This window comes from Prochlorococcus marinus XMU1406 (assembly GCF_017696055.1).
GTDB classification, from domain to species: Bacteria; Cyanobacteriota; Cyanobacteriia; order PCC-6307; family Cyanobiaceae; genus Prochlorococcus_A; species Prochlorococcus_A marinus_W.
Genome location: NZ_JAAORG010000002.1, coordinates 18,575 through 38,853, shown reverse-complemented (window position 1 = coordinate 38,853; position 20,279 = coordinate 18,575). Strand labels below are relative to the sequence as shown.

The window sequence follows — 20,279 nt, the reverse complement described above, 5'->3', positions numbered from 1 at the left end:
GCTATAACTCCATTTATAAGCACTTTTTTCTTCTAAACCCTTATAAGACTTTCTGATACTTAATGGATTTTTTCCTAAATTTTCCTTTAAGTTGACCTAGTGCTACATAAGGTTTTAAAAGTTGATCAATATGATGGTGGTCGTAGCGAAGAAGAAAACCAGTATTTTTAGAAGTTATTTTTAATTTGAAAAAAACATTTGCATAATTTCTTGTAACTGATAATTTTAGTAGGCTTCAATAAGTTCAAATGAAAGATCAAAGAATTGAAAAATTAGTGGCTGTTGCAGTAAACATAACTAAGTTGCTGGTAATAATTTATCTAGGCTTCATAGAAGTATTTAAAATAATCAAATCACTTCAAAAGTTGATAGATGCTGAATTAGATATTTCTCGAAAATGGGCTTCACAAAATTATTCAATTCTAAAAAAACGACTAGCGGAACAAAAAATAGCGGGAGTTTAAAAATTATTGCTATAAATTAGTTGAGGCTAAACCTCGTCAGCAAAATCTACATTTCCTGCAAGACATAAATTGATTCAATATAGTTGCTAGTCGATTTAATAACCCTTCTATTAGTTGGAATTTCTGGAAGGGTTTCTTGTTACTGATATTTATTGAGTAAGCGATTATAAATTACCAACAAAATTATTACTCCACTTATGCCATAAGCTGCATGATAAGGGTCGTGATGATTCTGCCAAAGATCGATTAAAAATTCCTTCAATACTTAATAGCTATTACCAATGAGGATAGCAACCAAATCTATCTATTTATATTAAGGTAGGCTTATATTCTAAAAAAATTTAATAAAATTCTACTAAGTATAAGGAAAAACCCCATAAGAAAACCTCCTAAAAAGGAGGTCATTTACCCTAGTTTTTCCTAAGTCAAATTAGGCAATCGCTGAAAAGTCAGTCGGGGCGAAAGGATCTTTGCTCTTAATAGTCCTATACTTATCAGAGCATATTGGAAAAATTTTAAAGAATAAAAATTTGGTTTCGGGAATTTTAATTGGTATTGGAGCAGCCTTTTCATGGGTTGCATTTATTGATATTTAATTAAAAAATAATTAATCTAGGTACTAAGTGGAGTTGCAAATTGAGTTCTTTAACTATTACTAAGACTGCTTCAAATGAATTGCTAAGGCAATCAATTTATCGTGGTACACCTGGAGAAATTTTTTTATATTTGCAACCTGATATTCTTGATGATGGATGGATGTTTCTGAGAGTTAATATTTGGGAAAAATCAGGAATTCCGATCGCAAGAACTGATGGCTTAACTGTCTACGCTCCAGAATCTCAAAAAGCTTTACTAGATGAACTTACACTTGATCATTATCAGGATTTATCTGGAGGAGGATTCTTGATTAGTACTCCTAAAGGAGCAACAAAAAGTTCTTGTGGTTCGGGTTTTAAATTTAATAAATAAAAACCTATTTAAAAGAAAAAAATGATTATTTTTAATGACTATTAACTCGCAAGGTAGAGCTTAATTTTTAGTATTAGAAAAATTATTTTTTTTAATGGAAGAAGAAAGAAAAAAGTTAGAAAAGATTTATCAAGCTCTTAATGAAGAAGATACTGATATAAAGAAATGGAATCAAGCGCTTATTCCAAAAGCGATATTATTATTCCCAACAATAGCTTTTGCTTTAACTTTTCTGAAAATAAATACTGATAAATCAATAATAGATTTACTAGGTTTTATTGCTATCGGTGTTTTATTAGTTTTTGGAGGCATCTTTTTGAATTATCTTTTATCCAAAGGTAAGTAATGGAAAAATTTACCCTAATTAACAAAGAAAGAAACAGAATAAAAGTATTTGAACCTTTCGAGGATGTATCGAAACCATCTCCGAGTATTGATGCAATAATGGTTAGTTATGGTTGTGTATATAAGAGGAGTAGTAAACCAATTATGAAAGGTTCGAGAGTAGAAACTGTTGAAGCTGCAAGAGAAGAATATAAGAAATTACTAGAGGAGGGTTGGAAGAAAACTTCTATATTTAATAGTTATTTTTAAGCAGCATCATATTCTTCATCTTCAAGTTCTCTCATAAATCTTTTATCTAATAAGTAGTTGTCCATAAGTTCTAGATTGTATCCGTTTTCTTTAATTGCTTTATCGCTGTCTAATAGCTTTCTTATTTGGGTATATACAAGCTCTTGATCGTATCCACTTTCTCTAATTTCTTTTAGCATTTCGTCTGGAATTTCCATAATCGTCAACTCCTATGTGACAGTGTTTTAGAGGAAAATAAGCCTAAATAAGCCAGTAATAGAAGTATTTAAAGCAAATTAGAGCCTATATACGCATACTTACGAAGATAGTGGAAGAAAACAAGTATCTTCAATAGCTACTTCTAAGGCACTATAAAAGTAATCCACGATCGCAACAACTGTATCCTAGCTACCCCTCTAGCTCCCCTTTCGCAATATGAGACTAGCTATATTATTTCTAATCCCTTGGTATGAGTGATCGGGGCGACAGGATTCGAACCTGCGACCTAGTGCTCCCAAAGCACTGGGCTGTATTTTTAAGAATTACTTGAGAATCTAGCTATAGACTTAATAAAATGTAGATATTGGAGAGAGTTAGAGTCTCATTAATTTATATTGTTTATACATCTATATACATGTTTAAACGTTGTAGATCCCCTTCTAGATCCCCCCTGTACGACCTAGTGCCTAATAAAAAGAGGTTTTAGATAAATTATTTGACATAAGATCTAAAATTAAAACAAATTATTTTGGACGTTATGGAAGGAAACGAAATAAGTAATAAAAATATTTTCCCAAAAGAATTATTTTTTGTTGGAGAAAAATATAGTAAAAGAGATATAGATTTTATATCTAATAAAAGAATTTATAAATCATCAGGAGTGATCCTTTGTTTGGACACTCTATTGTTATTTGTAACATTGGATAAATCTGATAAACCAGATTCACAAAAATATAAGGATTTTTTTAAAAATAGAAGAGAGTTTTTCTGGGAGAGCCAGGATCCCAAGAAAAGCAAAAGTTACGGATCAAAAGATAATAAATATATGAAATTAATGCTCAAAGGTGAAATCCCAACTATTTTATTTGCTCGGATAAAAAATGGACCAAAAAGTAAACCTAATAAATTTATTTACTGTGGGGCATTAAATGCTGAAAGTTATGATACTGCAGCAAATAATTTAAGACCATTCGGAGTAAAATTCAGAACCCTTGAAATTCCTAAAGAAACTAATTCAGATATCAAAGAACTTATTGATTGGAGGCCTTTAAAAAAATCTTCTTTAATAGAAGCAGAGCATCTTGCAATTGCTCAACCAGTAAATAATGAAATAGATCTTGATGACCCAGAAGGTCAAGGGAGAATAACAAACCAAGAGTTGAAAAAAGCTATTGAAGTATATGCCATGAACAAAGCTTTTGATCACTATAAATCTCAGGGGTATGCAACTTTTGATGTGTCAAGTAAAAGAAAAATTGGATATGACATTAGATGTGAAAGACCAGGATCTACAAGATATGTCGAAGTAAAGGGAACTCAAAATGATGGATGGTGTGTATTCGTTACTGCAACCGAAGTTGGTAAAGCAAAATCAGAACCTAGAGATCTTTTTATAGTAAATAATATTAAGCACCGATACGATACTGAAGAGTATGAATATAAGTGTGAAGGCGGTGGAGTCAAGATTATTTCACCCTGGAAACCTAATTCATCAAAGCATTCTCTTAAAGTAATTGACTATAAGTTTTGTCCAGAAAAATGAAAACTCTATTAATCCCACTACTAGCTGCTATCGCTTTACCTACAGCTGTTGGTGCTGAATGGAAAATCGACGGTAAGTTTAAAACAAAATTTTTAGGGTGCTATGGTGACATTTGTCAGAGGAAAATTGAAAGAGTTAATAACAGGCCAGGATGGGAGTATAAGCAGATAGAAATTATTGATTGTAAAAATTTAAGAACTAGATTTGCTAATGAAATATCAATAGAACCTAAACCAACTCCTCCATGGAGTGATGTAATTATTGGAACTGTTGGATTTAATGAATTTAAAGATATTTGTTCAAAAAATAAATGAGAAAAATTCTTTTATTATTTTTATTTGCATTAATACCTTCAGCTAAAGCGAGTGTTATTTATATCGTTAATCATGGAAGAATAAATATTGAGTCAAGATGCCAAGATGGAAAGGCTAATCATCAAATTTGGAATATGGATGATAGAGGTAAAGTTCGTGAGTTAAATTTAAAAGGTCATGGAAATGATTATTTCAAAAATCCAGAATTAATTCCAAGCGATATTTATAAATCTGAAAAAGGATATTTATGCAGCCAAAGACAATTAACTAAAAAGGAAAGAGAAGCCTACGATAATAAGTTCAAATGAAACGCTTACTACTTGCACCATTGTTATTGGGTTTAATTCCTTCAGCTAATGCAGCAAATACCTGCAAATTTGTAAGTGAATATTATCCTGATGTAACTATTGAAATTAAAAATCAAAAAGAAATAACTAGTGGTTTTGGAAAAATAAAGTTTAAAAATAAACCAATGTTAGATTTTTCTACAGGACTAAGTAATGGTTATGGAGGTCAATATTTTGTTATTCGTAATTTAGAAAAAGATGCTGAAGGTAATACAGAATCCGTTGCTTATGGAAAAGTAGTAAGTATGGTTGGGGATCAAATTACTAGAGGAACTCCAACCGATAAACAAAAAACTGGTCGAGTTAAAATGATGTTTCCTAATTTAGGTACTGGATATTATTATTCTTTATCTAACTTTAATGAACCTGAGAAAGATGGTCGTTTTGCTGGCCGAACTAAAGCAATGACAGCATTGCTTCGTGCATCAGAAGGCTTCTTCATACCTGACAAAGTATGTGAGAGGTTCGTCTACTTCAAGTGGAATTAATGAAATATATTTTTTATCCTTCAAGAAAAATTGCTGAATTACAAGAATTTTTATGGCAAAAGACGGAAAAATATAATGGCACTTCAGTTTATACGTTGTTATATATCGTCTATATAATTTTTATTTGGATATTCCCTTTGTGGCTTTTTCTGCATCTCACCTATATAAATAATATTGATCTTGGTAAAGCAAATTGGGGGGAGTTAGCGTTCTGGTTTGGTTATTGGGGATATTTGTTAGCTGGTAAAAAATAAAAAAACACTTACCACTTGGACCTCTGCAATAAATTAAGCACCTTTTGAGAAAGTTTAAACATTCTAGATCCCCCTACAGATCCCTTTTCTTATGTGAGAATGAACATGCAATAAAAAAGACAGGCTGGGAAACCTGTCTATACCTTGGATTATTAGAGTCGGGGCGACAGGATTCGAACCTGCGACCTAGTGCTCCCAAAGCACTGGTCGCCCTATTAGCATCACTAGGTTTTTAAGCTATAACGTATTTCTTACTAGGTTCTGCGTGCTTTGTCTTGTTAAATAAAGCAATATTTGACCGTAGTTTGACCGCAAAACATTAATTAAGAAAAATTTAACTAGCATTTGATACTAGATTTTGATTTATTTAAATCAATAAAAATTTGAAAGCTGGGATATAGTTTTAAGAAATTATGGGCGCAAATTTTGGAATCCTTTGATTACTACGAATACCTAAATTCAATATCATTTCATCCACCTGTAATGATAATAACTACATTAGTATTCTTTTATATAAGAAGAAAAATTTTATTAGCTGGCAAAAAACATTAGCAATCTATTTAATATTTATATTTTTGAATGAGTCAAAAATTAAATAAAGAAAGCAAGTAATAAAAACAATTACATATATAGATTCCATTTAACTTACCGTTGTTATTGAACTGCTTAATCCATAAGTGAGAAAAATAAAACTTGCAAAAGTAACTCCAATCATTACTGTTGTGTAGAGTTTATTTAATTTGAAATTATTACTTGCAGATGAGAAGTCTGCTATAACCAAATTTTTCATTGAATATTTATCTCTATTTCTTAAATTGTTGCTGTTAACCAAACTGCCTAAAATTGGATTTGTTGAAACTTTTATTTCTTGATTGATAACAGAATTTAAACCTTTATCTTCATTAAAGAATCTTGGAAACATGTATGCATGCCATAAAGCTATTATTGCCACCCAAAAAACTACAGTAACTCCTGCAAAACCAAAAAGTAAGAATCTAAAAGTTTCCATATTTGTTTTTTAATTAATTAAAATCTACATCAAATAAATATCTAAATATCTCAACCCAAAAAAATATACTTTAAATAAATCAATTAATCATTTCATGATGTTACTAATGATTAGAGGCAATGTTATTAGGGGTTTTTCTTTAAATATAAGTTAATGATCAAATCATTTATTTAACTAAAAAAGACAAAATAATAATCAAATTTATTATTACTTTTTAGAAATGGATTTCAGGATTTTACTTGTTATTGCCCCAATAATATTCTCATGGATATTTACAGTCTTTTGGTTAGGTAGGTGGGATGTATTTAGATTAACGCCATTAGGATTACCAAAGAGGGGAGTAGCTCCTTTTAAAAATTATCAAGTATGGGAAGATTCAGCATTAATTCCTGATACTGGCAGACCAGCAGAAGGTTATCCAGTATTTACCGTAAGAACCGCAGCAGTTAATGCCCTAGGGATTCCAACCGTTTTCTTCCTTGGAGCAATATTGGCAATGCAGTTTAAAGCTTATTAATAGGAAATTTTTATGGATATTAGATTTTTAATTGTTGGAGCACCATTTTTAATTGCATTTTTTTATACCTTATTTTGGCTAAAAAAATGGGGTGCTTTTAATTCTACGAATAATAATTTGCAAAAAAATATTTCTCTTAAAAATGAATCAATAGAACAAAGTTATATTTTAGAGAATATCTTTTTAACAAAAAATTAATCAAATTTTCCTTACCCTTAAATTAATACCTTCTCATGATTCCAATAGAACAGTATCTATTTTTTGCACTTTCTCTTTATGCATTTTTTTATCTTTCAATAACTATAGTCAGTACTTTAATTAGCTTTTCCTAAGCAATAATTACATAAAATATTAAACACTTATTTGTATAAAATTAATCTTCCTGTATTTTAAAACTCATTATATAAATATATAAGTAGATATTAGGGCAATCTACTAACCGCTAGCTTTGATAAAGCGGTTCGTAATGAGAACCTCCCTTTGACCTCATTTTCTTTTTCGCAATCTTAGAAAATGAGGTTTAAATATTTTTTTAATATTCATGAATACTAAATTAAATTTTTAATTAAAACTCTAAATTATTAAATATTATTCATTCTTATGTATATTATTTACTTTATAAAAAAGAGTTTTTTATTTATAAAGAATATGTAGATATTTGGCGAATCTGCAACGGTATAGTTTCCGTCTTTTGAACCTAGCCAAAGAAAATATTCCTAACTACGTTTTAGTTATTTTAGTAGTTAGGAATATTTTACTTATTACATCTTTTAAAGTAATTTTTTCTGAAAATCAAATGATCAATAAATCAAGTAGTGAATCTACATTAGAAAAAATTTATAAGAATTTGGAATCTGGAATGCCAGAGAATAAATCTATCAAAAAGTATGCTCTGCCTAATGCTAGACAGTGGCTTGGTGGAAGATTCATTGCTATATGGGTTTTACCTATTTATTTTTTAAGAAAAATTGCAAAGTTTTCTGCTTCTTCAGCCTTTGTTAAGCCATATTCTCCTTCTGTAAATGGGCCATCTTATAAGCAACCAGAAACCCTATTTACTTCTTTACGAAGTGTTTTCAGTGGTGAAGATCATTTAAGATTTTTTGATCATAGATTTATTGGTATTTGGGTATTGCCTATTGCTTTGACTGGAATTGTTTTTGAAATTCTATTAATAGCTCCTACTAATAACACTTCACCTTTCAATTAGGCATATTTGACCCTAATTTGACCGCAACCATTGCGGTCATAATATGGGTATTAAAAAAGCGAGTTGGGAGACTCGCTAGTATAACTTGGTTTTTAAGAGTCGGGGCGACAGGATTCGAACCTGCGACCTAGTGCTCCCAAAGCACTAAGTCCCCTCTAGTGAGACAAAGGTATCTATGCTATAACTGAAGTCATACTATGAATAAGACTGCACGAGACTGCACACTTTTGCATTTATAGGTTGTAATTCCACGGATTTCCGTAGAAAATAGGACAGCACTAGGTTGTTTTATGTCTGCAACAGAAAGTTGGGTTAAAGAGTTTAGATACGCTATTAAGAGCAAGATTGGTTCTGGTTGGCAAGTTTCAAACGATAGAGGAAATATGCGTCTTTTAGTAGGAAATAAGAAAGAAGGATTCTCATCAATAAACCTTCCTTTTGCATGGCAGAAAGATCAATGGCCAGATGCTTTTGACTTTATAAGGATTGGTGCGGAAGCATATTTGGAAAGCAATAAGAAAATACCTTTAAAAACTGCTTTCAAATTAACTAAGCAAACTTCTACAGAAATCCAACTTGATTGGGAAAGAGCTTTAGTTAATTACAGAAAAGCAAACTCTTTCGCTATTGGAGAAGCTACTTGGAAGAAAAAGCACTTGCCTGTTTTAGAAGGAGTTATGGAATATATGAATCGAACCAAACACAAACCAGAAAATGCAAAGACTTTATGTAAGAAAGTTCTTAATGAATATAAGCATGGCCAATATAAAAAATTAATTGGTTGGCAATTTGGAACTCAAATGAGAAGACACATGAGAATTTCTCTAAATAAGTTTCTAAATTATTGCGTTAGGGAGGAAGACTTCCCATCTTATTGGCTTCCTCCAGAACTTTCTATGGAAGAAAGGTTGAGCAATAACCAAGTCAAAACAAATAAGAGAATAGGTTATCCATTAACTGATTTTCAAATCAATAGATTGGTGGAAGCTTTTGACTTTAACCCAGATAATGAGCAAGCACAAAAATGGAAGTTTGCTGTCCAACTGTGTGCAGTATTTGGTCTAAGACCAGAAGAGCTTAGACATTTGGTAATAAGAAACAAACATAGTAAAAAACCAGAACTTTGGTGTACTTATCAGAAGCAAAATTCTAGGGTTAGAGAAAGACAATTATTAGGTTTAAAGGTTCTAGATTTAGATGGAACTCCTTTTGATTGGTCAGAAGGATTAATCGGAAGATTAGCAGCGGGAGAAAAATTACCAGAAATACCAAAAGGAAAAGGAGGGCAGAACCTTGGTCAGTATTTAAGAAGAAGAAGTGTTAGTGGCTGTTGGGAAGTTTTATGCCATGAAGCTCAATCAGAAGGTCTTGAGTTAACTCCATATAGTTTCCGCCATAGATATGCTTATGTTGCTCACACTAGACCGCAAGATGATGGAACTATGAGATCACTAACTCAAATTGCGGAAGCAATGGGACATGACCCCGATACAAACTTGAAATCTTACGCTAGATTCCAAAATAAAAATCTAACCAAAGTATTTGATAGGGTCGGATAATGAGCACTTATCTAGAAGAAAGAATTAATTGGTATGACGAAAATTATCGTAATGGTAATGCTCTAATTTCTGATGCTCAGTTCGACCAATTAGAAAACAACTTAAAAAGAGTTAGTCCTAATTGTGATTACTTCACTAATAAGAAAGCTCTTCCACTTCCTTCCCTTCCCACCGAATCAGAATTGATGACTTATTGTGATTTCTTTAAGAATATAGCTGATACAAATTAGATTTGGATAAAAAAAAGAGGGTTTAAATAAACTAAACTCCTCTCTTTTTAATCAGTTACAAATAAGAATTTAATCTATTGAGTCACTCAATTGCATGTCTTTTTGTGCTTGTTTGATTCTTACTTCAAAGACTGATTGTCTATATGGAGTTACTTCTCCATTTTTTGTTGCTAAGAGCTGTGCTTGATGAAGCCTATTTGCTCTTTTGATTTTGTCTCTTATTTGTAAGAGGTTATTCATGGTCTTATGCAGTTAATGAGAATCCCGTTCCCTATTCCCATGTCATGCGTCCAGTTATATAAATATTGGATGAACGTAAAATAAAAATAACATTCAATAATTATCATGGCGAGAGTGATTCTTACTAAATTACCGTACTCTATAAAAAATCTTTAAAAATAGTTTTTAATAAAATAATTCTAAATAGAAAGTTTATCTAGAGGTAAAATATTTTGGACCATGATTGTGTCATGATAGTCTTCATTATCTAATGTTTTGTAAAATCTCCTAGATTGAGGCGATTTAAGAGAATCATTATAATTTTTGATTAATACCGAATCATCCAAAAGAGATATATTTTCTCTTTTAAAACTTTCTTCATAAGAATATTTGATATGTCCTATCTCTTTTTCTTGATTAGAGCTTTTGGGTGAAGTTGAATTTTTTGAAGTCATTATCTTATTATTCTTTTTTATTTAATGTCTTCAATATTCAAGGGGTAAAAATATAGGAGACTTCCTAGAATTTAAGATTATTTGATTAAGAAGTTATTAAGCAGAAAATAAATTTGTTTAAAAAACTTCTAAATTTCTAAACTAAATATTTTTCTAATAGTCAAAGTTTATTTAATAAGAATTTAATTCAAAGTTAACAATAGAGACCTATAAGATAAACATGAACAAAAATCAACTTATTAACTTCATTACATTTTCAATTCTTGAAAGTAAAAGAGTTGAAGACAGATTATGTAGAAAAGAAATTCATAGCTATCTTACCCAACTAAATAAAAAACAATTAAAAGCAATTACAAGTGAATTTATCATTTAAAAAAAATATGAAAAAGCTACTGGCTGTATTTATTTTTATTCTTACTTCTTGCAGTACAAAAGATGAATTATCCATTACCCAAGAAGAATTATCCATTACAAAAGATGAAATTTCGATTACGAAAGGTAAATCATCCATTAATGATAAAAAAAAATTATTTTATGTAACTAAAGAAACGGCTGTTCGTCTTTGTGGAGGTAAATCCAGAATAATTGAAAGTAAAAATGAAGAAATAATCAAAATAGAAGTAAAGGATTTTTCAAATGTTGAAAAAGAAAAATTTGTTCAATTTACTCTTGTTGAGACAGATAGAAAAGGTGGTAAATATAAAATTGTTAATTGTTATCCAAATAAAGATCCGAAAAAATCGGTAATTAAAACAATCATGACTAATTACAAGTTAAATTAGTCTTGGGTCAACTAGATCAAATGAAAATATTTAAATGAGATTTAAAGATGCTTTAAACTAAATAATCTATAAAAAAAGAGTAGAAATATTTTTTATTATGCATCCAAGCAAAGTAATCAAAGATCCAAAAATTAATGATACTTATTACGATCCAGATGTTGATAAGCTTTATCAATACGTAAAAATTGGTGACTTTCCACCAGAATGGGTTGTGACGAATATAGATGAAGATGACGATTATTATTACGCTTCGATGGGATATTAGTTTTAATATCTATTATTAAATTCAATAAATTTGTCTCTTTAAAATTATGTGTGAGGAAGATTAAAGAGACAATCTAAATTTAGATAAAAGGGTTTAAGGGAAAATTAAAAAGGAAATAAGATTTAATGAAAAAAATAATAATTCAATGTAAATTAAATATGAAATAATTACATCAAATAAATTTGATTATATAAAATTAATTTGTTGGGTTTTCAAATGACTATTAAAGATCATAAAAGTTTGCAGGGCTCAAAAATTCTTCTTGTAGAGGATGATAAGAGTATTAGGCTGACAGTTAGTGAATCATTGAAAGGCGAAGGTTTTGAAGTTTTAACTTTTAAAGACGGTTTAAGTGCTTCAGATTTTATTGGCGAAAATACTAAAAATGATGTTGACCTTATAATTCTCGATTTAATGTTACCAGGGTTAAATGGATTAGAGTTATGCAGAAAAATAAGAAATGAAGAAAATTATACGCCCATATTAATTTTGAGTGCCAAAGATAATGAATCAGACCGGGTTCTTGGATTAGAGGTTGGTGCTGATGATTATTTAACAAAACCTTTTGGTTTAAATGAATTAATTGCCAGATCAAGAGCATTAATAAGAAGATCTAAACGTAACAAAAAAAATATAGAAAAAACAGAGACAATTATCGAATTTAATCACATAAAAATGTTTTTAGAAGAATGTAGGGTAACTTCTTTTGATAGGGAAATAACATTATCACCAAAAGAATTTAAATTATTAGAGTTATTTATGAAAAATCCTAAAAGGGTATGGTCAAGAGATTTAATTCTGGAAAAAATATGGGAAATTGACTTTATTGGTGATACTAAAACAGTAGATGTTCATGTTAGATGGCTTAGAGAGAAATTAGAAGAAGATCCCTCAGCGCCAAAACTTCTGAAAACTGTAAGAGGTTTTGGATATAAGTTTGGATGAGAATGAAAACACTACAACAGGTATTAACTTTCTTTTATGAGAAATGGAAAACCAAGGTTAAAGGATTTTCAAAAAATAATAAAAATATTGAATTTACTAAAAATAAGAACCAACAAATTTTTGATTTTCCATTTGATAAAGTTAAACCACAGCAACTTTTATCTTGGTTAGATTATTCATCTCAAGGATGGATTATTTTGTCATCTGAATTAACAATAAAATTTATCAATCAGAAAGGTTTATCTCTCATTAAGTTTATTAAATATAAGGATGTTATTGGAAAAGCAATTAATGATATTAATGAGCTTGAAGTACTAAGAAATAAGATTTTATATTCAAGAAAAAAAGATTTCCCAATCAGCCTAGATTGCACTATTTCGGGGGAACCCATTTCTGTAAATATTGTTAGAGCAAGGAAAAAAAATTATTTAATATTGTTGGAGAGTAAATTATCAATTGAATCCATAAAAAAAAGACAGAATCAATTAATCAACGATGTGTCTCATGAACTGAAAACACCTCTTACATCTCTTATTTTGATAGGCGAAAGACTGGAATCAGTAGTATCAAAGAAAGATAGATATCTCGTTAAAAGACTTAAGAAAGAATCTAAAAGATTAAGAAAAATGGTTGAAGAAACTTTAGAACTTTCTAAGCTAGAAAGTAGCGAGGCTTTTAATAAAAATAAAAAAATATCTATTTCAGATTTAGTGATGGAATCTTGGCAAACCTTAAAACCACTTGCAGAAAAAAAAGATATAAAAATAAATCTACTGATACCAACAAAATATTTTATATCTGCAGATATTGAAAATTTAAAAAGAGCTTTTATAAATATTTTGGATAATGCTATTCGTTATTCCCCAGCTAATGAAGAAATTCAAGTTGAAATTTTTAAAAGAGATAGCTCGGTTGTTATGAGAGTTAGGGATAAAGGTATTGGATTAGAAGAAAATGAATTTAATGATATTTTTTCTCGTTTTTATAGAGGTGATCCATCAAGGACTAAATTCAAGAAAAGTGGAAGTGGTTTAGGTCTTTCAATAACAAAAAAAATAATCAATAACAATAAAGGTTTTATAAAGGCTTTTAATCATAAGGATGGTGGAGCAATTTTTGAAACTATCTTTCCATGTCTCGATAAAGATTTATAGGATGGGAAGAAAAAAGGCTCCATTATGGAGCCCAATGTTTTTACTCTTCTAGGAATTTTGTAAAAAATTAAAAAGAGAATGATACAAATGCACCGGCTCCAGTAGTGTCAACAGTTGTACCTGTCGTTTCAGAAATGTATACAAAAGGTGTAATACTCATACTGTCGTTAATTGGATATTCGTAAGAAAGATCATACGCATAAATTTCCTCCGCATTTTCAGCTATTTTCCCATTAGTTCCAATGTTTGCGCTTAATGTCCCTTCGCCTAATTCAGTACTAATACCAAAAGCCCACTGAGTTGTGTCTGAACCTGAATCTGGAGTGCCGGCTTCAAATCCACCGCTAAAGGTAGTTGGTAATTCTTCAGGACTATAATAGGCAACTAAGCCGTAGTAGCTGGCAGTGTCTTTATCTGAGTAAGCTGCAGTGAAACCATATGTATCTGTCTCATAACCAATAGCTAGGCCATAAGCGTCAGTACTTTCTTTCGTGAACAAACCATTACTACCACCATCTCCTCCAGATGCACCAAATCCAATTTCCCAACCATCTCCAAATCCAGATGAAGCGCTGAATGAAACATCACCACTCAAGTCAACAGAGTTTGAAGCACCGCAATCTCCTAAATTATCAACCATGTTATTCATGGAACATGCATTAGGCCAAGTCTTGGATGCATCCATAGAATCACCAACAGCCACCTCCCAAGAACCTAATGGGAAAGTGTAGTTAATGTCATCAATCTTTAGCTCGTCAGCGTTAGATGAACCCCAGTCTAAACCAGTCTCGTCAGCACCAACATTTGTTAAACCATTTCCAGTTTCAATCTCAATGTTTAATTTATCTTCTCCAGTGAAGCTTGTATTTAAGTCAACTTCAACGATATATTCAAACTGAACAGTATCATTGGATTCAGTTGCTGAATCAGTTGCACCTATAAGGAACCCTGCTGAACCACTCATAGTGGTTGTATCACTGAAAGAACCAGCTTCTATTGTATTTACACGAGCTTCGAGTCCATCCACTCTTCCTTTCATAATTGCTAACTCAGAACCAAGCTCATCACTTAGTCTATTTATCGCAGCTCCGTTCATTAAGCCTTCACCGCCTGCAATTAGATTGTTTAATTCAGCAGCAGCTTCTAAACGAGAGACTGATTTTCCATTAAATTTTGGACTATTTGTTAGATCCTTTAATGAATCGTAAGCCCAATCTCCTGGGAATAAAGTATCTGATTTGAAATTATCTAAAGATACTAGATTATTAGAGTTTGAATAATCACTAAGATCTGTTGAATTGATCTCAGCTGCGTTTATTGCGAAACCTGATGCCAAAGAAATTAAGGCAGGAGCAGCAATTAATTTTTGAAAAAGTTTCATGAACCTCAACACGTAAAAATGGATATAAATCCATATTTATGAGAACGGATTAAGGTTAAGAAACGGGTAAGAAATAAAGTCAAAAAGAAAGATTTAAATAGACCTTAAACTACCCTTAAATTGAGAAAAAAAAATTACATATTTTTCATGATTGTTTGTATAAATGTTAAAAATCAACCTAAGTTTATTTTTAAATATTTTCAAAACCAAACGAAAAAAGCTCTAATCAAGATTTAGTTTAAGAGAGGGTTAAGAACTAATTAATTAAAAGATAAACTTTTAATTTAGATAGTATTTGTGTTCAAATTAAGTGCTATAAAGATGTTGTCTTTCGTTAATTCATGAAATCAATGAACATAGCTAAGAAAGCTTTGGTATTTACTTCTGCAGTAGCCATTGCTGCTGGTACAAGTGTTCCTGGTACAAGTGTTTCTGCTAGAACAAGATTAAGTGGTGCTGGAGCATCATTTCCTGCCAAAATTTACACTAGATGGTTTTTTGATCTAGCAAAATCAGGCGGACCAAGAGTTAATTATCAAGCTGTCGGCTCTGGTTCTGGAAGAAAAGCATTTATTGATCAAACTGTTAACTTTGGTGCATCAGATGATCCAATGAAAGATAAAGATATAGCAAAGGTTACCAGAGGTTTAGTACAGATACCTATGGTTGGTGGAACTATTGCTTTCGGTTACAACTATGATTGCGATTTGAAACTTTCCCAAGAGAAAGCAGTACAAGTTGCTATGGGAATGATTAAAGATTGGAAAGAATTAGGTTGCAAACCAGGGAAATTGACCTGGACTCATCGCTCTGATGGGTCAGGTACAACTAAAGCTTTTACAAACTCTATGGAAGCGTTTTCGAAAACCTGGACATTAGGTACTGGTAAGTCTGTAAAATGGCCGGCAGGCGTTGGAGCAAAAGGTAATTCTGGCGTAGCTGGAGTTATACAAAATACTCCTGGTGCAATTGGTTATGTTAACCAGTCTTATATAAAAGGTAATGTTAAGGCCGCTGCACTCCAAAATCTTTCTGGAGAATATGTAAAGCCTACAGTTGAAGCAGGAGCAAAAGCTCTTAATGGTATTACTTTAGATGAAAATCTTGCTGGTAAGAACCCTAATCCAACGGCAAAAGGAGCGTACCCTATCGCTTCATTGACATGGATACTCGCCTATGAAGAAGGTAATGGTAGAAACACTAAAGCAATCAAAGAAGCCTTTAATACATTGTTAAGTGATGAGTATCAAGACAAAGCTCCATCACTAGGATTTGTTCCTTTGAAAGGCGAAATTCTTGAGAAATCAAGAGCTGCAGTAAAAAGAATCGGTAAATAAATCGTAAGACAAACATTTAAAAGGGGGAATTTATTTCCTCCTTTTTTTATGCAAAAAAATATTTTGATAAACCTAATATTAAAGAAAAGAGAATAAGTATGTATGTTGGAACTAATTTTAAAAACGATAATACTGTGGAGATTAAAACTATCAAAATAGAGCTAATTAAAAAGAATTTTGATGAAAAACTATCTTCAATTAAATTAAATCCAGAAAAAATAACTGCTCCAGGAATTGTATTGATTACTCCTTCGATAAAGTAATTAATCGATTTAATTCTGTTTTTTATAAAGCCTTTTCCAAAAACAAAAATCAATAAAAAACTTGGTAAAAAAATTGCAAAAGTTGATATAAATGCATACTTTAAAGCTTCATTTATTCCTCCGACCGAAAACCCTGCTTTGTATCCAATAAAACTTGTAATTAATAAGACAGGACCAGGTGTTATCTGGCCAATCATTATCCCATCTATAAATTCATTATTTGTTAACCATCCTTGTGAGACAACATAATCACTCATTAGAGGAATGATTACTAGTCCCCCTCCAAAAATAAAAAGTCCCGATTTGAAGAAGAAAAAAAACAGATTAAGATAATTTATTAAAAACTTTGAGTTTAAAGAATCCTTCAAAAAATTATAGAATTTAAAAATATCTAAAAAGAGTGTACTACTCAAAAATGAGGTTGTTGAAAATATAGATAAAGGGATCAAGCTGTAAAAATTATCTTTGAATTTCCGTAATAATATATTTATCAATCCTGCAATGGTAAGAATTGTTATGAGTGGAAATTGAATACTATTATATTTTGCAAATATAAGTAGAAATAATATTGAGCTAGAGAATAATACTCGATCTAACTTTAATCTTTTTTTTAATAGAACTAATGAAAATGAAAAAATTATTCCTGCAATAATAGGAGGATTAAAATAAATTAAATCACTTAGAAATTTTGATCCAGAATAAATTTGCCAAAAAAAGCTAAGAACTAATACCGAAATGAATCCTGGGATAATGAAACATATACCGGATATCAATCCACCAAGATAACCATTAATTTTAAGACCTATATATATTGCTAATTGAGTGGATATTGGCCCTGGAAGTAATTGACATAAACCAATACCTTTTTCAAAAGATTGGGTAGAGATTAATTTTTTATTATTTATAAGTTCATCTTCGAATAAAGAAATATGAGCATATGGTCCTCCAAAACTGAAAATACCAATTTTTAGAAAAATTTTTGCAAGTTCAATTAAGGATATTTTTGCCATTTAAATACTCTAATTTCTAAAAATTAGTTTTTATGGTGATGATAAGCTTTGTTTGATTGATGGTAATTTAAGACTCGAAATCCAAGATAATAATATTAGAAGTGATGAAAAATAAAGACAATATTGAAGACCAATACTCGGATTTCTCCCAATCATAAATAGTAAGCCAGATAGTAATGTTCCAACTAGTCTTCCAGCAGCATTTGCCATGTAATAGAAGCCAACATTTAAACTGACTTTTTCATTATCAGAGTAGGCCAAAATCATATAAGAATGTGTGGAGGAATTCATTGCAAAAACAAATCCAAAAATAGTAAGTCCTAAAATTATTGCTATCGATGGAGAACTTTCTCTCCATAATGCGACTCCTATCAAAGATGGTATGACCATTAATAAGGCACTCCAAAATTGGATGGCTTTACGATCTGGACTTTCTTTCTGGCCCCACATCTTTCTAATTGCTGGAGCCGAAGCCTGAACAATTCCATAACCTATTACCCAGGCCCCAAGAAATAATCCTATCTCCATGTAGTCCCAACCAAATGCCATATCTAGGAATACTGGAAGAGCGACAACAAACCAAACATCTCTTGCTCCAAAAAGAAAGAATCTTGCTGCTGAAAGAATATTTATTGCATTTGATTTTGAAAAAAGATCATTAAAAGCTGGTTTGGTTTTCATCTTGCCAATTTCTCCAGGCAAAATTAATGTCAATAAAAAGGCTAAGCAGAGTCCAAAACCCATAATTCCTACAGCATTATTGAATCCAAATAACTTATATAAAAGTCCACCCAAGAAAAAGCCAACTCCCTTAAGAGCATTTTTAGATCCAGTTAAAATAGCAACCCATTTAAAAAGTTGTTTTTGGCCAGTATCATTGCCATCATTTGACTCTGGAACTACTGTCTTAACAGCACTTTTAGCACTCATTTTGTTTAAATCTTTTGCTATCCCACTGACTGCTTGAGCAACCATAACGTATACGACACTAAATATTACTGGCCAATCCTCCTTAACTGGAATAAGCATGAAAAGAGCAATGATTTGAAGGATAGTCCCAATCCATAAAGTAAGCCTTAAACCATATCTTGCTCCTATCCAACCACCATATAAATTAGTAATTATTCCAAAAAACTCATAAAAAAGGAAAAGTAAAGCAATTTGTAGAGTTGTGTAACCTAGCTCATGAAAGTGACCAACAACTAATAATCTTAATGCGCCGTCAGTGAGCGTGAATGCCCAATAGTTTGCTGTTACAACACTATATTGTTGAATATTAGATAACTTCATAAAGACATAAATTAAATCTCTTTTTTGATTACATATTCAGTAAGATCTGCAAGTCTGCAGCTGTAACCCCACTCGTTGTCATACCAAGCGTATATTTTTAATAAATTTGAATTAACAACCATCGTTGATAAACTATCAACTATTGAACTTCTAGAGTCATTTACATAATCTGCAGAAACTAAAGGTCTTTCTTCGTAGCCAAGAATTCCTTTTAAATAAGTTTCTGAAGCTTCTTTAAGTGCCAAATTTACTTGTTCAACTGTCACTTTATTATTTAATTCAAAAACCGCATCTGTTAAAGAACCATTAAGTAGAGGAACTCTTACAGCATGGCCATTTAATTTTCCTTTTAATTCTGGAAAGATCTCAGCGATAGCTTTGGCAGATCCAGTAGTAGTAGGTATTAAACTTTGCATACATCCTCTTGCTCTCCTCAAATCACTTTTATAAAAATCTACTGGGACTTGAGTGTTCGTTACATCGTGAATAGTTGTAATAGCGCCATGTTTAATTGAAAAATTTTCATTAATTACCTTTACTATCGGAGCTAAACAATTTGTAGTGCAGGATGCTGCAGTTACTAATTTATGTTTGGAAGGGTCATAAAGACTTTGATTTATGCCATAAACAACATTAAGTGATTCAGCTTCTGCAACAATTCCCTTAACTGGACAAGCTACTATTACTCTTTTCATCCCTAGAGATTCAAAATAGGGATTTAGTTTTTCTGGCTTTTTATTCTTTCCTGTACATTCCAAAATAATATCTACAGAAGATTTTTCCCAAGGAACATCAAGGTAATTTTTAAAAGATGTGTAAGCTAATTTCTTTCCATCAATTATTATTTCTTTTTCTTTAACCTTTATATCTTTAACCCATCTGCCATGGACTGAATCAAATTCGAGTAGATGTGCAGCGGCATTCGAATCTCCTGCTATCTCATTAATGTGAGTTATTTCTATATCAGCTCTATTCCATAATGCTCTGAAAACTAATCTGCCAATTCTTCCAAAACCATTAATTCCAATTTTCATAACTTTGAAAACTCCTATTGAAATTATACATCAAAATATTTTGATGTATCAAGATGTTTTGATTAATGAAATCTTTTTTATTTAAGCTATATTTAGGAAAATTTAATTAATTTAAAATTGTTAAAAGATATTAGCAAAGTAAAAAAAGAAAATATATCTAAGTTGATGGTTTCATTTTCTGATCCTTTTAGGCTAGAAATAATTGACCTAATGATGGATGGAGAAGTTTGTGTTTGCGATATTATGAAATTAACTAATTTATCTCAATCAAGAATTTCATATCACATAAAAATTTTGAAAGAAGCTGGTCTTATCTCAGACAGACAAGAAGGTAGATGGGTATATTACAGCCTAAATAAAGAATCTCTCTTTTTGATCAAGGAATGGATAACTTCTTTGACAGATTATTCTTCAAATAAAAAACGTTGCTGCGAATAAATTATATTTT

The 20,279-nt window shown here is 31.0% G+C and carries 29 protein-coding genes and 1 tRNA gene; 21 read left to right on the top strand and 9 right to left on the bottom strand.

From position 1 onward, the window contains the following. The first annotated feature begins 248 nt into the window (after positions 1 to 248). From HA149_RS06180 to HA149_RS06165, 4 genes are all read left to right on the top strand, one after another. The gene (locus HA149_RS06180; RefSeq protein ID WP_209114038.1) at positions 249 to 464 is read left to right on the top strand and encodes a hypothetical protein; all 216 of its coding nucleotides are present in this window, start codon (positions 249 to 251) and stop codon (positions 462 to 464) included. Between the two features lie 636 nt (positions 465 to 1,100). Further along, a complete protein-coding gene (locus tag HA149_RS06175) occupies positions 1,101 to 1,433 on the top strand; it encodes an AIR synthase (RefSeq protein ID WP_209114036.1) in 333 nt (110 codons plus the stop codon). Between the two features lie 94 nt (positions 1,434 to 1,527). Continuing rightward, on the top strand, positions 1,528 to 1,779 hold the full coding sequence (locus HA149_RS06170) for a hypothetical protein (RefSeq protein ID WP_209114034.1): 252 nt from the start codon (positions 1,528 to 1,530) through the stop codon (positions 1,777 to 1,779). Beyond that, complete coding sequence (locus HA149_RS06165; protein ID WP_209114032.1) at positions 1,779 to 2,027, top strand: DUF1651 domain-containing protein; 249 nt, start codon at positions 1,779 to 1,781, stop codon at positions 2,025 to 2,027. Before HA149_RS06170 ends, HA149_RS06165 begins: the two co-directional genes overlap by 1 nt. Here the strand turns inward: HA149_RS06165 and HA149_RS06160 are convergent. Then, positions 2,024 to 2,224: a hypothetical protein gene (locus HA149_RS06160; protein ID WP_209114030.1), complete on the bottom strand. Its 201-nt coding sequence runs from the start codon at positions 2,222 to 2,224 to the stop codon at positions 2,024 to 2,026. The genes HA149_RS06165 and HA149_RS06160 overlap by 4 nt on opposite strands. Positions 2,225 to 2,754: 530 nt before the next feature. Here HA149_RS06160 and HA149_RS06155 point away from each other — a divergent pair. Genes HA149_RS06155 through HA149_RS06135 form a run of 5 tightly spaced genes read left to right on the top strand, consistent with a single transcriptional unit; the run spans position 2,755 to position 5,171 of the window. After that, entirely contained in the window at positions 2,755 to 3,768 is a 1,014-nt protein-coding gene (locus tag HA149_RS06155) for a DUF3427 domain-containing protein (RefSeq protein WP_348535642.1), read from the top strand. Then, positions 3,765 to 4,082, top strand: coding sequence for a hypothetical protein (locus HA149_RS06150; protein ID WP_209114026.1), 318 nt, complete (start codon positions 3,765 to 3,767; stop codon positions 4,080 to 4,082). Before HA149_RS06155 ends, HA149_RS06150 begins: the two co-directional genes overlap by 4 nt. Next, positions 4,079 to 4,390: a hypothetical protein gene (locus HA149_RS06145; protein WP_209114024.1), complete on the top strand. Its 312-nt coding sequence runs from the start codon at positions 4,079 to 4,081 to the stop codon at positions 4,388 to 4,390. The genes HA149_RS06150 and HA149_RS06145 overlap by 4 nt, the downstream gene beginning before the upstream one ends. Next, a complete protein-coding gene (locus HA149_RS06140) occupies positions 4,387 to 4,917 on the top strand; it encodes a hypothetical protein (RefSeq protein ID WP_209114022.1) in 531 nt (176 codons plus the stop codon). Before HA149_RS06145 ends, HA149_RS06140 begins: the two co-directional genes overlap by 4 nt. Further along, the gene (locus HA149_RS06135; protein ID WP_209114020.1) at positions 4,908 to 5,171 is read left to right on the top strand and encodes a hypothetical protein; all 264 of its coding nucleotides are present in this window, start codon (positions 4,908 to 4,910) and stop codon (positions 5,169 to 5,171) included. Before HA149_RS06140 ends, HA149_RS06135 begins: the two co-directional genes overlap by 10 nt. Positions 5,172 to 5,811: 640 nt before the next feature. On the opposite strand, the gene HA149_RS06130 is transcribed toward HA149_RS06135, so the two are convergent. Next, on the bottom strand, positions 5,812 to 6,180 hold the full coding sequence (locus HA149_RS06130; protein WP_209114018.1) for a hypothetical protein: 369 nt from the start codon (positions 6,178 to 6,180) through the stop codon (positions 5,812 to 5,814). A 220-nt stretch (positions 6,181 to 6,400) separates the two neighbouring features. Between HA149_RS06130 and psbF the strand changes: the two genes are divergently transcribed. The 3 genes from psbF to HA149_RS06115 all read left to right on the top strand — a co-directional run bounded on the left by psbF (position 6,401) and on the right by HA149_RS06115 (position 7,907). Beyond that, complete coding sequence (gene psbF / locus HA149_RS06125) at positions 6,401 to 6,697, top strand: cytochrome b559 subunit beta, long form (protein ID WP_209114016.1); 297 nt, start codon at positions 6,401 to 6,403, stop codon at positions 6,695 to 6,697. A 12-nt stretch (positions 6,698 to 6,709) separates the two neighbouring features. Further along, positions 6,710 to 6,895, top strand: coding sequence for a hypothetical protein (locus tag HA149_RS06120; RefSeq protein WP_209114014.1), 186 nt, complete (start codon positions 6,710 to 6,712; stop codon positions 6,893 to 6,895). Positions 6,896 to 7,388: 493 nt separating this feature from the next. Then, the gene (locus HA149_RS06115; protein ID WP_245154704.1) at positions 7,389 to 7,907 is read left to right on the top strand and encodes a hypothetical protein; all 519 of its coding nucleotides are present in this window, start codon (positions 7,389 to 7,391) and stop codon (positions 7,905 to 7,907) included. A 103-nt stretch (positions 7,908 to 8,010) separates the two neighbouring features. Here HA149_RS06115 and HA149_RS06110 read toward each other — a convergent pair. After that, positions 8,011 to 8,086 (bottom strand) — tRNA-Pro (locus HA149_RS06110). 111 nt (positions 8,087 to 8,197) lie between these two features. Between HA149_RS06110 and HA149_RS06105 the strand changes: the two genes are divergently transcribed. Beyond that, positions 8,198 to 9,466, top strand: coding sequence for a hypothetical protein (locus HA149_RS06105; RefSeq protein WP_162512805.1), 1,269 nt, complete (start codon positions 8,198 to 8,200; stop codon positions 9,464 to 9,466). Continuing rightward, positions 9,466 to 9,696, top strand: coding sequence for a hypothetical protein (locus HA149_RS06100; RefSeq protein ID WP_245151931.1), 231 nt, complete (start codon positions 9,466 to 9,468; stop codon positions 9,694 to 9,696). Before HA149_RS06105 ends, HA149_RS06100 begins: the two co-directional genes overlap by 1 nt. 69 nt (positions 9,697 to 9,765) lie before the next feature. Here the strand turns inward: HA149_RS06100 and HA149_RS06095 are convergent, their stop codons facing one another. Together HA149_RS06095 and HA149_RS06090 are read right to left on the bottom strand one after the other, a co-directional pair. Continuing rightward, entirely contained in the window at positions 9,766 to 9,936 is a 171-nt protein-coding gene (locus HA149_RS06095; RefSeq protein ID WP_187151526.1) for a hypothetical protein, read from the bottom strand. Positions 9,937 to 10,115: 179 nt separating this feature from the next. Then, on the bottom strand, positions 10,116 to 10,370 hold the full coding sequence (locus HA149_RS06090) for a poly-A polymerase (protein ID WP_079323697.1): 255 nt from the start codon (positions 10,368 to 10,370) through the stop codon (positions 10,116 to 10,118). Positions 10,371 to 10,590: 220 nt separating this feature from the next. Between HA149_RS06090 and HA149_RS06085 the strand changes: the two genes are divergently transcribed. The 5 genes from HA149_RS06085 (at position 10,591) to HA149_RS06065 (ending at position 13,516) form a co-directional block, all read left to right on the top strand. Next, positions 10,591 to 10,743, top strand: coding sequence for a hypothetical protein (locus HA149_RS06085; protein WP_158078493.1), 153 nt, complete (start codon positions 10,591 to 10,593; stop codon positions 10,741 to 10,743). Positions 10,744 to 10,750: 7 nt separating this feature from the next. Further along, the gene (locus HA149_RS06080) at positions 10,751 to 11,152 is read left to right on the top strand and encodes a hypothetical protein (protein ID WP_162512804.1); all 402 of its coding nucleotides are present in this window, start codon (positions 10,751 to 10,753) and stop codon (positions 11,150 to 11,152) included. 97 nt (positions 11,153 to 11,249) lie between these two features. Next, complete coding sequence (locus HA149_RS06075) at positions 11,250 to 11,417, top strand: hypothetical protein (RefSeq protein WP_157806745.1); 168 nt, start codon at positions 11,250 to 11,252, stop codon at positions 11,415 to 11,417. A gap of 216 nt (positions 11,418 to 11,633) precedes the next feature. Further along, entirely contained in the window at positions 11,634 to 12,362 is a 729-nt protein-coding gene (locus HA149_RS06070; protein ID WP_209114012.1) for a response regulator transcription factor, read from the top strand. Positions 12,363 to 12,364: 2 nt separating this feature from the next. After that, entirely contained in the window at positions 12,365 to 13,516 is a 1,152-nt protein-coding gene (locus HA149_RS06065; protein ID WP_245154703.1) for a sensor histidine kinase, read from the top strand. 67 nt (positions 13,517 to 13,583) lie between these two features. Here the strand turns inward: HA149_RS06065 and HA149_RS06060 are convergent, their stop codons facing one another. Then, positions 13,584 to 14,897 (bottom strand): carbohydrate porin, encoded by a 1,314-nt coding sequence (locus tag HA149_RS06060; protein WP_209114008.1) that lies wholly within the window; start codon positions 14,895 to 14,897, stop codon positions 13,584 to 13,586. Positions 14,898 to 15,247: 350 nt separating this feature from the next. On the opposite strand from HA149_RS06060, the gene pstS reads away from it, so the two are divergent. Further along, a complete protein-coding gene (gene pstS / locus HA149_RS06055) occupies positions 15,248 to 16,234 on the top strand; it encodes a phosphate ABC transporter substrate-binding protein PstS (RefSeq protein WP_209114063.1) in 987 nt (328 codons plus the stop codon). Between the two features lie 46 nt (positions 16,235 to 16,280). Here the strand turns inward: pstS and chrA are convergent, their stop codons facing one another. The 3 genes from chrA to HA149_RS06040 are packed head-to-tail and all read right to left on the bottom strand — an operon-like array spanning position 16,281 to position 19,831. Continuing rightward, positions 16,281 to 17,507: a chromate efflux transporter gene (gene chrA, locus HA149_RS06050; protein WP_209114006.1), complete on the bottom strand. Its 1,227-nt coding sequence runs from the start codon at positions 17,505 to 17,507 to the stop codon at positions 16,281 to 16,283. 30 nt (positions 17,508 to 17,537) lie between these two features. Then, positions 17,538 to 18,797, bottom strand: coding sequence for an organoarsenical effux MFS transporter ArsJ (gene arsJ / locus HA149_RS06045; protein ID WP_209114004.1), 1,260 nt, complete (start codon positions 18,795 to 18,797; stop codon positions 17,538 to 17,540). A gap of 11 nt (positions 18,798 to 18,808) precedes the next feature. Beyond that, complete coding sequence (locus HA149_RS06040; protein ID WP_209114002.1) at positions 18,809 to 19,831, bottom strand: ArsJ-associated glyceraldehyde-3-phosphate dehydrogenase; 1,023 nt, start codon at positions 19,829 to 19,831, stop codon at positions 18,809 to 18,811. Positions 19,832 to 19,996: 165 nt separating this feature from the next. Between HA149_RS06040 and HA149_RS06035 the strand changes: the two genes are divergently transcribed. Further along, complete coding sequence (locus HA149_RS06035; protein ID WP_162512603.1) at positions 19,997 to 20,269, top strand: ArsR/SmtB family transcription factor; 273 nt, start codon at positions 19,997 to 19,999, stop codon at positions 20,267 to 20,269. The last annotated feature ends 10 nt before the right edge of the window (positions 20,270 to 20,279 follow it).